Here is a 14,338-nt window from a genome sequence, read left to right as displayed (position 1 = left end):
AAGACAGGGGAGTTAGCATTTGTTTTTTTCAAAAGAAAGAAAGAATCAAATTGACGATGAGTTATATGAACGCTGTTATCATAGAGTATTTACTGCTGTTAACCTGATTGTCAGAGACCCTGAGCTGACCAAGGATGCAGTTCAGGAAGGCTTTTATAAGGCTTTTTGCAACGTTCAGCAGCTGAGAGAGAAAAATAAGTTTTGTGCATGGGTCATAAGAATTGCAATAAATCAAGCTAAAAATATGTTGCGGAAAAATTCCCGCCAGGTATTGACGAACGAAGTGGAATTATCCAGGCAGATCGATACCAGCGGATATAACCTGCCAGACCCTGTAAGTGATTCAGTACTACTTAAAAATGAAGTAACAAATGTCTTAGCCGAACTTAATCCTGCGGATCGAGAAATTCTGGTGTTAAAGTATTTATTGGATTACTCCACTGAAGAAATTGCAGCTATCCTTGAAACTTCAACTCAAAATGTGAATCAAAGGCTTCGACGTGCTCGAGAAAAATACAGAATAAAAAATACGCTTAATAAATCATCAGAGAGTTTAGAGAGGTGTGGATTATGAATGATGAGTTTGAAGATAAGTTAGGCCAACAAATTAGGAAATCCCTTCTGCGGGAAGCAAGTGAAATAGATGTACCTCCAGTTAAAGAACAGTGGGAAGATTTTGTCAGGCGATATGGTGTTCCGAAAAAACGAACGAACCGAATCAGAAAAGTCACCCTTGCGGCAGCAGCCGTAGTATTACTCGTTATTTCAGGTTCGTTTTTGAGGCCTGCTACAGCAACTGCTTTTGGGGAGAGGTTATTCACCTCGATAAAGGTTTTTCTCGGGGGAAGTCTCTATAACGTAAAAACAGAGCAGAAGGGCAATTCGGCTCCTCCCGCCGTTGAACAAAATGAGCCCCCGTCGGAGAAAGAAGTTACGTTAGATGAGGTTGAGAAAATTGTTTACTTTAATATTGCCAGACCGCATTATCTTCCTCAAGGTACTGAGTTGAAGAAAGTTCTTCTGACCCAAACAACGGGAGATACCTATTCTATTAAAATGGAGTACTCGGTTAATAACCAGCCATTTATGCTAATACAGAACAATTTAGTTGCAGGTCATAATGGGAGTTTCTTATATGACTCGGATGATGCACAGGTTAATAAAATCGATATAAACGGAAATGAGGGACATTTGCTAAAGACTAAAGATGGAACATTAATTCTTCGATGGGTGATGAGAGGGCTGGAGCTAGAGTTAATTGGAAAAACCGAAGAAGATGATCTGATTAAAGTCGCGAGGTCGGTGGCCTAAGGTAGTTAATAAAAAAAGCATGTGAGCATTTAGTTGGAGTGCTCATATGCTTTTTCTATGAGATAGATTATATCGTGGAACGTGTACGTCGAAACTAGACCCGCGGAACGACACAAAAGCCAGACCGCAGGGGAAAATCTAATTGTTATCTCATCAAATCTATGTCCTACCCGACGAAGACCTACTATTTGCTGGTCTGATAGATTTAAACTATTAAATTTTTCTATTAAATAAATGCCCCAGGTATTTTATTTGTTCCATCATCTACAGGGGCCTTACCAAAGACTGAGTTATACCATTTTTAAGAGTATTACGATTATCCAAGGTAATATTTGATGATTTTCGATAAATATTGCATTTAAGTTTGAAATTATGAATTTGGTGTCCAATCAACATTTCCAAGATGTTCATCCTTAGGAGTTAAAGTAAAATACCATGTCCTGTTTGATTTTTAGATATATCGTTAACCCGGAGAAATCGGAGATCGATATCACACCTGTACCAGGTATTGTATGCACTTTCGTTTTTTGAGGTATATTTTGGAAGCGGACTATTCTATTGAATCTAATATGATAAAACAACACCAACAGAAGGATCAGATTTCGTTTCCTGTGATGATATTCCAATGCCAATGGTCTGTATAGGCTTGAGGAGTATGTTATATTGGCGTTTGACAAAAATAGACCACTTGCTTATTCATCATTAGTATCAAAATTCTCGTAAAATTTACGCAAGAATAAAAAGAGACGCTCATTCAAGCGTCAAATTCAGGGTTTCATATACACAGGGCATGCATGAAGATGACCTCATTCATATGACTGTACTTTAGTGTAAATTCAACGATATTGATGGAGCTATTTGTAGCGAGACTAATCTTGGGTGTTAATCAAAGGTAGAATTTTATCGTTTATGCCACCAATCCATGATGTATCGGTTAAATAACGATAAAAGAATTTTCCGTTTTCGGTTGTTCTAATAATATCACTTGTACCATCTTTATATTCAAAGATAAGTATAAATTTGGGTTCCGAACTTTGGTCATAGTTATCTAATTTGACTTTAGTATTTTGTAATATATCAAAGATTTGTTCAACCGTATTAGAGTTACAAGTTGTTTCGCTATCACCAACCATTACCTTAACATTATTTATCTGATTGAAACTTCTTGTTAGCATTTTCTCCTCATTATTTCCACATCCTGTTAAAATAAAAATACTTAGGAAAACAAAAAATAGTAAAATTATTTTTGGGAATTTCTTCTTCATTGTAATTCACATCCTAACTAGATTTAATTATAATACTGATTTTTAGCCCGTTTAAGTATCTCGAGTAAAAAATTAAGTAAGGTGAAAACTGATTTGCGTCAAAAATAATAGATAATCTGGCAATTATAACAATTGGCAGAAAGTAAGAAAAAGCACGTGCGTATTCTTCTATTTTACCCTAAGGATAATTTTAGAAAATTCGGCAATTTTCGGCGCTGAGTTGCAAAAAGGTAGGGAGGTTATCTGCGAATTCGGATTGCTGCACATCTTTTTCTACTCAACGTGCACTTTTATTAAGGGGTAGTTGTGTTTATCAAAGCCCCTTATTCAATAAGAATTCTCCACAAAACCTTGCAAGTCGAGCTTTTCTGGAATTTTAGAAGAGCTAAGATTAGGCAAATGGCACTACGGGTTAATAAAAAAGGTTCCGGAGCATCCAGAACCCTTTTTTAATTCATTAACTCTTGAACCACCATAATATAAACCCGTAAAAATACCTACTTGAGTATCTTTTTGGACCATTATATATTCCTTAAGAGAGCATTACAACTAATTTTTCGCTGTCTTCCTGGTATTCGATACTTTGATTGTTTTTTCCAAATGCTATATATATTGGGGTTAATGAATCATCCCCCATACAACCCAATGATACTGCTTTTAAGTTCTTAAAACCAATATCTAATGGCTTTTCACCGAATTTGGCAAGAAGTTCTGGTGTTAGTTCTAAATCTTGGAAAATTAGTTCTAATTGAAATTTGCCTTTATGAGTCTTTTCTTTTTTCTCATGAGTCCAAACTTCAGGGTCTAAACCTAATTCTTTTACCTGAAAACATAGTCTATTAGTTGCCTTTTTGACGAAAATTAGTTTTTCTGATTTTTCATCATTCTCCCATTTTATATCTTGAATTAATGAATACATTATTGAACCTCCCTTATTAATAAATTGCACTTGATAAATATGTTCGCAAACTGTTCGTTACATACGATTCCAAGTTTTCTCCCGGACATTCGGTAGATAGAAAATCCTTATGTCCAAATGTATTGGTTTTCCATATACCCTGAATTCTTATACGCCATGCTGAAAGTGCCTGAATTGCAGTAATTTGAGCAGAAGTTAGAGACTGACTATCATAGTTACCAAGAAGACATATTCCTATATCATCATTCTTACCAGTACAATGACCACCTAGTTTACTAGGGTCCCTGCCGTCGTATATTCTTCCAGCAGGATCTATAAGATAATGATAAGCTATATCATCCCAACCAGATGACATTTGCTGACTTTGTATACTATTAACTTTTAATATGCAAGCTTGGAAATCTGTTAATTGAAAAACTAAACTTCCACTATGATGAAATATTAAATTATATGAATTACTAGTATTTCTTGCAGGAAGTGTAGTCTTTGGGGGAGTAGCGCCCCATGCTGATCTCGATAAAATGATAGGCTTTGGATTATTGGATGACCATGAATAATTTCCATCCGCAATGGCTATTTTAGGATTAGTTAATATGCCACCAGTAGCAGCCATTAATACTCCAGCAACTGTGGTCTTAGCAACTTTACCAAAAAAATCTCGCCTAGATACATCGCTACTACCATTCTTCTCAAAGTCTTTATCATCCTTCATAAAGGTAGCTCCTTTCATTTGTTAATTCTTTAGTAGTGTCTTGGAATAAAGCCAGCATAGCCTATTGGTATCACCCCTTTCTGCATCCAGCAGATTCTCGAAATTCTCACCCCAGTCCCATCATTTATGCCTGAAGAACTACGGTTAAACGTACATTCAAGAGAATCCTTGTTGACGATAAACTTGAGATGCTCGCTGTCGTAGTAAAAAGCGCTGGTTTTGGCAAGCAAGTTTACCTGCGGTCAATCAGCACTTGGATGCGCAAGTTGCGATACTGAAGCCTTCTATTCTTTTTGAACATAGGCTTCTTAATCATTTAAGCAGCTTAACACCTGCTTAAATGATTACTCTTATGCTTCGTCGGGTTTCCTATTGACTTTTTTGAAAAGGTGAGTTTTTACTTTTGCTTATCTTAGCTATGTGAAGTTGTCAAAGAACACTAAATGGATGGTATCCCCATAATACCTAAGTTCAGTTAGTTAATTTCCAAGAGGTTACCTATTGGTCTCATAAAACCCTGTTGACCCAAACTCATTTCATCCCCCCTTATACTTATTAGACAATTGAGTCATGGAAAAGGCTTCACAAATTTGGGAAAAATTTAAAATGGGATAAAAGTCCTATATAAAGAGGGATTTTGGGTTTATATGGTTTGAATTGAATTCTCTAAAAAGGATTTGACTGCAACAATATTGGAGTATACGATTAATAAATTTGAAGATAGTAAGGCAGTTGTTTTTCTCTAGGGATAAGAAGAACTATCTCGATGAAGAATTATATGAACGCTGTTATCATAGAATATTTACTGCTGTTAATCTAATCGTTAGGGGTCTGGGAGTGGTCAAAGATGCGGTTCAAGAAGGGTCTATTAAGCACTCTGGGATTATGAGCAGTTATGCCATTTATGTTACTACAGAACAATTTAGTTGCAGGTCATAACGGGAGTTTCCTTACGACTCGGATGATGCACAGGTAAATAAAATCTATATAAACTGAAGTGAGGGACTTTTGCTAAAGATGGAACATTAATACTGCGATGGGCGATGAGAGGGCTGGATATAGAGTTGATTGGGAAAATCGAAGTAGATGATCTGATTAAAGTCGCGAGATCGGTGACCTAGGATAGTTAACGAAAAAAAGCATGTGAGCATTTGGTCGGAGTGCTCACGTGCTTTTCCTATGCTGATATGATTATTCCGTAGTATTTTTCGTTTCGTTAAGGGTCCTGGTCCACTCGGAACGCAGTAAAGGGAAGCCTCTCTATACTAATCACTTAAAAACAGTCCTGAAAAACGAAGGAAACGAAAAATGCTGTCGGAAACGGAATAACCGTTAGTTTCAGGTTCTCGTGGCAATGAAGGGATTGGGCGAGGAAAGAAATTGTTCCTTTGCCAGTTTCTATCAGGTGAACGAGTTTATCGAGAAAGCCTTCCCAAAGTTTTTTATATAATAGTTTTACCGATTTTTTTTGCCCATCCATGCTTGGTGATCGGATCAAAATATATATAATATGCTACAATGGACTGGCCTTCGTCAGATGAATCAGTTCTTTTTTTAAAAGCTACATGTATAGTTTCCTGGTCAAACGATTTTGCGTGGAAAAACCATCCAAAGGTTTCAAGGCTGGCCCAATTATATTCGGGATAGTCTTTTAAAATATTTGTCACTATTTCAGAATTAAAAGTTCTTCTAAAGGAATTACCAGCAATATGGGTAGTATCAGCGTATTCCCATTCATCTTTTGGCAGAATGATTATAATATACGGTCCATAATAAAGACGATTTAAATCATTTGCTCTTATCTCAGGGTTGAGTTCCCAAGAAATAATTACTTGTTTAGTTTTTTGACTTAGCACAGTATGTTTATCATCCGGGTGACTATATTTGTCATCTAAATGATTTAAACCAAAATATGTACGATATTCACATACAGATGAAAAGGGAACGATTTGGATCATAACCTCCACATCATCAGACATAAGTTCTGATTGCTGGGGAGCGCACCCTGTGACCAATGAAATAGGTAGGAAAAAAAGCATTGTAAGTAATAGTAACTTTCTCATAACTGGCAGCCTCCAATAAAAATTATCTTATGGAAAAAATATCTTAATTACCTTAAGAACCACAAAACAGAGAAGGAAAAACGATAAAAAATTAGATGTAATAATGACAGATGAAAGAAAAAATGAAACCGTCGACGTTTGAGTATGTTGATCAACTCGACGGGACAAAAAAATTGAACCTATTTGAAGCACTGCGGTAATAATCAAAACAGTTATAATTTCCATAGTCCGCCCTTTCCTTCTACATAATATAATAATATAGGCATTCAGCATCGCATAGACTCTATTTTTCAGCAGACCCATTAACTTTGATTTTCATCCTAAAATCATGGGTTAAATTTAGAAAGAAATAGAGAACGTTAAATGAAACGCGCTCTATTTCTTTAACAAATTAATTAGGGATCTATGGCATATATACTCCTGATGTATAAGTCCAGGCAGTCTCTTTAAAAGACCCATCATAAGCATAGTGTTCAGTCGCAACCCTGTAGGTATATCCGGGAGTCACAGTGTAATCGACCATTGTAGTAAATAAATTGGTATCATATCCTTGTCGGCTCACAGTGTCCAGGGTAACCCAGGCGCTATTATTGTAGTACTGAAGATAAAACTTCACACCAACAATATCGGTGACCTTATAAGTCAGTGTTTCACCATAGATGCTAACATGATTGTTCCCGGCATTTTGAATACTGCTGTAGCCGCCCTGGATAAGCTGCAATGCTTCAATCCCAATTCCTGCCTGGATGGAGTTTGATTTGGATGATTCTGGGGCTGCGAGTACGGGGCTGGACCCAAGCAACATTACGACAGCGATTAGAAATGTTAGAGCTAGTTTTTTCATGATTTGCATCCTCCTAGTAATTTTTTGTTCCTTATTTATTAGACAATTTAGAGGGTAAATTTTCTTCATCAAATTCGAAAGAATTCTTAAAAATTATTTTACATTTGTAGTGCTTTATAAATAACTGGTGTTATGCCCGTTGTATCATGTTGGTTTATTTCACACTTTTTCCATTTTTATTGCTCCCTTCCCTAATATTTGTTATGATAAAGGGATAAAGCAACAAACTAACCAAGGGAAGGTGAATAAGTTGTCAATTTCACGTGAAGACGTTGAATACGTGGCGGCATTGGCGCGCCTAGAGTTAACTGAGCAGGAAACTCAAGAATACACCGAACAGCTTAACTCCATTTTAGGCTATGCGGCCATGTTGGAGAGATTAGATACAAATAATGTGATGCCTACGGCTCATGCTGTTCCTTTGCACAATGTACTGCGTGAGGATGAGGTGAGACCTTCGATTAATCATGACAAAGCCCTCAGGAATGCCCCTGATGGGGAAGAGGGTTTCTTTAGAGTGCCGAAAATCAGTTTGACGTAAGTTTATTTGACTTGGAAAGGAGACTGCGGAAGTTGGAATCAGCAACTATCGGGAAGTCAGTGAGTGAATTACACGAACTGCTCGTCCATAAAGACATAAGCTCTACGGAATTGACAAAAGCCTACATAGACCGCATCAAGTCGGTGGATCCTGCGTTGCAGGCCTATTTAACCGTCTTGGAAGACCAGGCTTTGGCCCAAGCGGCTGAGGTTGATGAAAAGATCTCTCAAGGACAAGCTCTGAAACCTTTAGAAGGTATTCCCATGGCCCTCAAAGACAATATGTGCACAGAAGGAATTCGCACGAGCTGTGCCTCTAAAATGCTGGACAATTTTTATCCGCCCTACAATGCCACCGTGACGGAACGTCTGCGGGCAGTGGGAACCATACTTCTGGGCAAGCTGAATATGGACGAGTTTGCCATGGGTTCTTCGACAGAGAATTCCTATTTTGCCAAGACTCGCAATCCCTGGAATTTAGAGTGTGTCCCCGGGGGATCGTCAGGAGGGTCTGCTGTAGCAGTAGCAGGGGATGAAGCTGCCTTTACCTTGGGTTCAGACACAGGGGGTTCTATTCGCCAGCCGGCCGCTTTCTGTGGTGTGGTGGGAATGAAACCTACTTACGGAGCGGTCTCCCGCTTGGGCCTGATAGCGTTTGCATCCTCTCTCGACCAGATTGGGCCCTTTACTAAAACCGTGAGGGATAATGCCTTGGTGATGAATGCCATTGCCGGTCATGATCCTCTGGATTCAACATCAGTTCCTTATGAAACTCCTGATTATACAAAGTTTCTGGTGAATGATATCAAAGGTCTGAAGATCGGGATTCCCCGTGAATACTTTGGCGAAGGAATCGATCCGGAGGTGGCCAAAGGGATTCAAGCCGGGATTCAAACCCTGATTGATTTAGGGGCGGAAGTGGCGGAGTGTTCCCTGCCTCATACGGAATACGCCATTCCCGCCTATTATCTGATTGCCACTGCCGAAGCAAGCTCAAACCTGGCCCGCTATGACGGCGTTCGCTACGGATACCGGGCGGATTCCAACGATGTTTTGGGTATGTTCAAGAAAACCCGGGCTGAAGGATTTGGCCAGGAAGTAAAGCGCAGAATTATGCTGGGAACCTATGCTTTAAGTTCCGGATATTATGATGCCTACTATCTTAAAGCTCAAAAGGTCAGAACTCTGATTAAAGAGGATTTTGATAAAGCCTTTGAGACGTTTGATGTTTTACTTTCCCCAACGGCTCCCACCCCTGCTTTTAAATTTGGGGAAAAATCTGCAGATCCTTTGGCTATGTACTTATCCGACATTACCACCGTCCCCATTAACCTGGCGGGGATTCCGGCAATTTCTATTCCGGCAGGATTCGTCAAGGGTTTGCCTATCGGCATGCAATTGATGGGCAAACCCTTCGGTGAAGGGTCGTTGTATCGCGTAGCTTATACCTTTGAGCAAAATACGAATTATCATACGTTAAAACCGAATCTGTCCGGGGAGGTGCTGTCCTGTGCTGGTCGCTAATAAATACGAAATGGTCTGCGGTTTGGAAGTCCATGTGGAACTCCAGACCAAGACTAAGATTTTCTGTGGCTGTACGACGGAGTTCGGGGGAGAGCAAAACACCCATGTCTGCCCGGTCTGCCTGGGAATGCCCGGCGCCCTGCCCGTCTTAAATTGGGAAGTGGTGGATTATGCCATCAAAGCCGGTTTGGCTTTGAACTGTGAGATCGCTGAATTCTCTAAGTTCGATCGCAAGAATTACTTTTACCCTGATTTATCGAAGAATTATCAAACCTCTCAATTTGATTTGCCCATTTGCGGCAAAGGCGGTTTGGAGATTGAAGTGGATGGGGAGAAAAAATGGATCGGGATTACTCGGGCCCACATGGAGGAAGATGCCGGTAAGCTCGTACATAGCGGGGATACCATTACGACCTCCAATGCCTCATCCGTGGACTATAACCGGGCCGGCGTGCCGCTCTTGGAAATCGTTTCAGAACCTGATATGCGCTCCATACCCGAAGTGCTTGCCTACCTGGAAAAATTAGTGCAGATCCTGGAGTATACGGAAGTCTCTGACTGCCGTATGGAACAGGGTTCAGTACGCTTTGATATCAATGTTTCACTGCGCCCAATTGGCTCGACAACCTTTGGAACCCGTACAGAAACGAAAAATCTAAACTCCTTCAGCTCAGTACGGCGCTGCATGGAATACGAAGTGGCACGTCAAGCCAGGGTGTTGGACGCAGGAGAAAAGGTGGTTCAAGAGACCCGTACTTGGGATGAGGGTCAAGGGATAACCTTAGCCCTGCGTTCCAAGGAAGAAGCCCATGATTACCGGTATTTCCCTGAACCCGACTTGGCTCCTCTGGTTATCGACCGGGAATGGGTGGAAAGAATCCGCAAAACCCTGCCTGAGCTTCCCGGGGAACGTCGGGCTCGGCTGCTGTCCATAGGATTATCCGACTATGATGCCGGGGTTATCACCCAGTCCAAGGCAATGTCGGACTTCTTTGATGCTGCTTTATCGAGCTTCGGAGATGCTAAAACCTTGGCAAACTGGGTTATGGGAGATGTCACTCGTCTGCTGAATTCTAATCAGTGCAGAGTAGAGGATTCTCCGATTTCTCCCAAACAATTAGCGGAGTTATTACAACTCATAGAAAAAGGCACGATCAGCGGAAAAATAGCCAAAACGGTTCTTGAGGAAATGTATGCTACAAGCAAGGATGCCCAGGTGATTGTCAAAGAAAAAGGGCTTGCCCAGATTAGTGACGAAGGTGCCTTGCTGGGCATTATCGACAGCGTCATTGCAGCCAATCCCCAATCGGTGGAGGACTATCGCGCAGGTAAAGACCGGGCAATCGGCTTCCTCGTTGGGCAGATCATGAAAGCCACTAAGGGGCAAGCGAATCCGGGTCTGGTCAATAAATTACTCAAGGAAAAACTCGCCTAACGCCTTTAGAGGCTTCTCTCCCTTGAAAAAAGACCCTAAAGACATGCAGAAGAATCCCTAGACCCTCAAGCAGGGCAGCTTCGTCCACAGAAGCGAACCCATTGCATGGAGAGGCGGTAGAAGCCCACAAGTCGGTGCGGGGAAACGGAGCCACGGGTTCACATCAGGTATTACCCGGAGGTTTGGCACGAAAATGTCCGGTGGACATTTTCGCCGAAGCGGCTATCCTCAAAGAATACTTATCCGCTGAAGGTAGCTCCCGCACCGGCGAGTGGGCGAGCCTCGGAATGCTGCGGTAAGCGGATGTGGCGAAGCTGCCCGACCAGAGAGTACTCTCATTTCATCCTCTGATGGGCACCGCAACGGCAGCATGGGCGGCTTCTCTGAAAGGGGATGCCTCTTTTTATTATTCAGTTTATTAAGTATACAGTATAAGGGAATGGAGATCCTTCAAATAAGAAGGAGATGGTGATATTATAAAGATTAGTGAATTCCAAGGTATTATATAATACTTCCAGATATATGAGGGGTGAGTCTTATGCGACATTTAACTATTGTAGACACTACCTTGCGGGATGGAGAACAAACTGCTGGAGTTGTCTTTTCCAATCAGGAAAAAATACGGATTGCTCAGTTGCTTGATGAGCTTGGTGTTCATCAGATTGAGGCCGGAGTTGCGGTCATGGGCGGAGATGAAAAACGTGCGATCAGCGATATTGTAAAATTAGGGTTAAAAGCAAGCATCATGGGCTGGAATCGGGCAGTAATAGCCGACATCGAGCAATCTTTGGCATGTGGTGTTGATGCTGTAGCTATTTCAATCTCTACCTCGGACATCCATATTGAACATAAACTCATGACGACTCGTGAGGATGTTTTAGAACGGATGGTCAAGGCAACGGAGTTTGCTAAACGGGAAGGTATGTATATTTCCGTTAACGCGGAAGATGCTTCACGGTCAGATATGGACTTTCTGATGGAGTTTGCCAGAGAGGCTAAGCGAGCTGGAGCAGACCGTTTGCGCTACTGTGATACCGTGGGAATCTTAGATCCTTTTGTAACCTATGACAAAATTAAAGCCTTAATTGAAAAAGTGGGTATAGACGTCGAAATGCATACCCATGATGATTTTGGCATGGCGACAGCCAATGCCCTGGCCGGAGTCAAGGCCGGAGCAACTCATGTAGGCGTAACAGTCAATGGCTTAGGTGAACGCGCCGGCAATGCTGCGTTGGAAGAAGTTGTCATGGCCTTAAAACACTTGCTTGATACGGATCTGAGCTTTGCTACGGAACGATTTGTAGAGGTGTCCGAATATGTCGCCAGAGCTTCGGGCCGGAGGATTCCCCCCTGGAAATCCATCGTAGGAAGTAATATGTTTGCCCATGAGTCTGGCATTCACGCCGATGGGGCTCTCAAAAACCCGCGGACTTACGAAGCCTTCAGTCCTGAGGATGTTGGACTTGAACGTCAGCTTGTAATTGGAAAACATTCGGGAACCGCATCAATTAAAGCAAAATTCCGTAATGAGTATGGCAAAGAGATGTCGGATGAAGACGCCAGCGAGATGCTTAAACGGGTCAGAGCTTTAGCTGTGGATATGAAGAGATCATTATTTGACAAAGAACTTGCTTACATCTATAGCGATATGCTGAAGCAGCGAAATAGTGGAAAGTAATTTATAAAACAATAAAAAACGGCGAAAGCCGTTTTTTGTGTATCATACTAAGTTGCCAATAACACTTATTACTTGTTTGCAGCAAAGTGATAAATTGCTGCTGGATTTTATGCCAATCAACATCTAATTTTTCATACGTGACTTAGTATCAGACTCCTATGCCGCGAAGCGGCACTACTGATGAATGGAAAATTTATTTTCAGGGAGAACTTTCTCCTCGGTTTGCCCAAGAATCGTACGCGCGTACGATTCTTGGACAAGTCCGGCCGGGTCTGGCGTTAACTATTTGGTTTGTGCTGCATCGTTTTTACCTCCATGTGCACGGTTTTTGACACCAAAGGCTGTCCTTCAACTATCGATGGAGGTTTTTATTCAGTATGATCCCTGGTTTAAAAACCAACTTATTAAAATAAATAGGATATACTCTTATATTTATCCTTGATACCATTTGGAGATGTTTACAAAAATATACATGTAAATAAAGTAGACAGTAATCAAAAGCTCAGGAAACTTAAGCAATATAGAGATCTTGATCATAAAGTGTAAACATAGGTAAACAGGTGTATTCTGCGGCATTTTTATAATTTCTAGGAACTAAAACTATGCTAAAGCCTGATAAATAGGGCAGATCAAATAAAAATAAATTAAGAATTATCCTTATGGCACTAATATTGCAAATAATTAATTATATTCAGAATATAATGACTTTAGGAGCAAACTGAACAAAGGAGGAATGTGTAAGGACATAGATGGTTAAAGATAACGCTTTACTACGGAATTAGCCTATTAAACAAAGTGAATAGGAGGAGTATCAATGTCAGATCACAGTTCTAAAGCCCGTTGGGGTCAACCCTTAACCGGTATTATTGCATCGGCTTCTTTTTTAATTATCGCACTGATAACTTGGTTCATATTAGCATCTCCTCACGGGATTTTCAAGAACTATGAACATCCCATGCTGGAGTTTTTGGCGTGGATGATCTTGTTTGGCGCCTGGCAGCATATTGTTTTCGGGAACTGGCCTTTTGAAAAGCTTCAGCCTGTGACACGTGGAATCGTGATGATTGTAGTCAATATCGTAGCAACCTATGTTATCGTTTATGGCGTGTTTCAGGGCTTTCTTGGTAAGCTCATCCTGCCGCTTTGGAGTGTTGATGCCTTAGTAGCACAAGGCATAAGTATCGAGCACGCCAAAGAATATGTGGGCGGAGCAATTACAATGTTTGTGCTGATGGGTTTTGTCACCTATACATTTTGGTCAATTCTCTTTAAAAAATGGCCTTGGGGAGGAAAATTGACTCAACCGGCGTTAGGTTTGGCAGAGTGGTCTTTAACGACTGTCATCACGCTTTTAGCTTATGGAGCACTTATCTATCCGTTCTACGTAAGTGTCGTTTTAAAACAACCTATTGCGGCAGCCGCTCCTTGGTGGGGAATAATGGATGGGGTTCCGCATCTGAATTACGTGGTTGGTATCTGGGAATGGATGGTTGTCTACCTTTTCATGACAGCTAATGTTTGGTCAGGAAAACCGTTCCATCTTGTTAAAAAACAACCTTGGTCCGGTTTGATTGCTATCATTTCTATCATTGTCATGGCCTATGTAACCGTCAAGATCCTGATGTTTGGTATGGGTGCGGTATGGGGTGCAGTGGACCCGACGGCCGCGGACGGACCTGCGTCTTTAGCATGGCGCTATTATAATACTGCTACACTTGCCGGGTTTACCTTGTTCCCATTTTTGATCTGGAACCACTACTTTGACAATTGGCCGCAAAAATGGGGAAGTGTTGTGGGTTGGTTTGTTCGCACAGGAATCGTTGGTATCCTTGCAGTTGTCCAGTTCTATATCTATTACGCAGTTTGTTTGCCTTTATTAGGCTTGAATCCTGAGTTTTCCAATCATGCTAATAAACCGCTGGTTTGGTTATTCTGGGCCATTATCCCGCTTCTCTTTAATGATTGGTTTATGGGGAAGGTTCCTTTTTACAAGTCAACTGCCGAGCATGTGGATGTTGTTGAATCCAAAACTTCAAGTCTGAATTAA

13 protein-coding genes are annotated in these 14,338 nt (G+C 41.0%); 8 read left to right on the top strand and 5 right to left on the bottom strand.

Annotation, left to right across the window (positions count from 1 at the left end):
* Positions 1-19 precede the first annotated feature (19 nt).
* Positions 20-574, top strand: coding sequence for an RNA polymerase sigma factor (locus DESYODRAFT_RS18245; protein ID WP_007785337.1), 555 nt, complete (start codon positions 20-22; stop codon positions 572-574).
* Positions 571-1,311 (top strand): DUF4367 domain-containing protein, encoded by a 741-nt coding sequence (locus tag DESYODRAFT_RS18240; RefSeq protein WP_007785336.1) that lies wholly within the window; start codon positions 571-573, stop codon positions 1,309-1,311. Before DESYODRAFT_RS18245 ends, DESYODRAFT_RS18240 begins: the two co-directional genes overlap by 4 nt.
* 869 nt (positions 1,312-2,180) lie before the next feature.
* On the opposite strand, the gene DESYODRAFT_RS18235 is transcribed toward DESYODRAFT_RS18240, so the two are convergent.
* The 5 genes from DESYODRAFT_RS18235 to DESYODRAFT_RS26715 form a co-directional block, all read right to left on the bottom strand.
* Positions 2,181-2,576, bottom strand: coding sequence for a hypothetical protein (locus tag DESYODRAFT_RS18235; RefSeq protein WP_007785335.1), 396 nt, complete (start codon positions 2,574-2,576; stop codon positions 2,181-2,183).
* A gap of 532 nt (positions 2,577-3,108) precedes the next feature.
* Positions 3,109-3,495, bottom strand: coding sequence for a hypothetical protein (locus DESYODRAFT_RS18230; protein WP_007785334.1), 387 nt, complete (start codon positions 3,493-3,495; stop codon positions 3,109-3,111).
* Between the two features lie 16 nt (positions 3,496-3,511).
* Complete coding sequence (locus tag DESYODRAFT_RS26720; RefSeq protein ID WP_007785333.1) at positions 3,512-4,207, bottom strand: N-acetylmuramoyl-L-alanine amidase; 696 nt, start codon at positions 4,205-4,207, stop codon at positions 3,512-3,514.
* A gap of 1,442 nt (positions 4,208-5,649) precedes the next feature.
* Complete coding sequence (locus tag DESYODRAFT_RS18220; protein ID WP_007785332.1) at positions 5,650-6,270, bottom strand: hypothetical protein; 621 nt, start codon at positions 6,268-6,270, stop codon at positions 5,650-5,652.
* 403 nt (positions 6,271-6,673) lie between these two features.
* Positions 6,674-7,114 carry a DUF6147 family protein gene (locus DESYODRAFT_RS26715; RefSeq protein ID WP_007785330.1) on the bottom strand — a complete coding sequence of 147 codons (441 nt, stop codon included), beginning with the start codon at positions 7,112-7,114 and terminating at the stop codon, positions 6,674-6,676.
* A gap of 250 nt (positions 7,115-7,364) precedes the next feature.
* Between DESYODRAFT_RS26715 and gatC the strand changes: the two genes are divergently transcribed.
* The 6 genes from gatC to DESYODRAFT_RS18180 all read left to right on the top strand — a co-directional run bounded on the left by gatC (position 7,365) and on the right by DESYODRAFT_RS18180 (position 14,338).
* Positions 7,365-7,655 carry an Asp-tRNA(Asn)/Glu-tRNA(Gln) amidotransferase subunit GatC gene (gatC, locus tag DESYODRAFT_RS18205; RefSeq protein WP_007785329.1) on the top strand — a complete coding sequence of 97 codons (291 nt, stop codon included), beginning with the start codon at positions 7,365-7,367 and terminating at the stop codon, positions 7,653-7,655.
* A gap of 32 nt (positions 7,656-7,687) precedes the next feature.
* Positions 7,688-9,178, top strand: coding sequence for an Asp-tRNA(Asn)/Glu-tRNA(Gln) amidotransferase subunit GatA (gene gatA, locus DESYODRAFT_RS18200; RefSeq protein ID WP_007785328.1), 1,491 nt, complete (start codon positions 7,688-7,690; stop codon positions 9,176-9,178).
* Complete coding sequence (gatB, locus tag DESYODRAFT_RS18195) at positions 9,165-10,613, top strand: Asp-tRNA(Asn)/Glu-tRNA(Gln) amidotransferase subunit GatB (protein WP_007785327.1); 1,449 nt, start codon at positions 9,165-9,167, stop codon at positions 10,611-10,613. Before gatA ends, gatB begins: the two co-directional genes overlap by 14 nt.
* A gap of 101 nt (positions 10,614-10,714) precedes the next feature.
* A complete protein-coding gene (locus DESYODRAFT_RS18190; protein WP_042338823.1) occupies positions 10,715-10,912 on the top strand; it encodes a hypothetical protein in 198 nt (65 codons plus the stop codon).
* A gap of 239 nt (positions 10,913-11,151) precedes the next feature.
* Positions 11,152-12,291: a homocitrate synthase gene (nifV, locus tag DESYODRAFT_RS18185; RefSeq protein ID WP_007785326.1), complete on the top strand. Its 1,140-nt coding sequence runs from the start codon at positions 11,152-11,154 to the stop codon at positions 12,289-12,291.
* 814 nt (positions 12,292-13,105) lie between these two features.
* On the top strand, positions 13,106-14,338 hold the full coding sequence (locus DESYODRAFT_RS18180; protein WP_007785325.1) for a hypothetical protein: 1,233 nt from the start codon (positions 13,106-13,108) through the stop codon (positions 14,336-14,338).

The organism is Desulfosporosinus youngiae DSM 17734, from assembly GCF_000244895.1.
Taxonomy (GTDB): Bacteria; Bacillota; Desulfitobacteriia; order Desulfitobacteriales; family Desulfitobacteriaceae; genus Desulfosporosinus; species Desulfosporosinus youngiae.
This window is presented reverse-complemented; position numbering and strand designations above follow the sequence as displayed.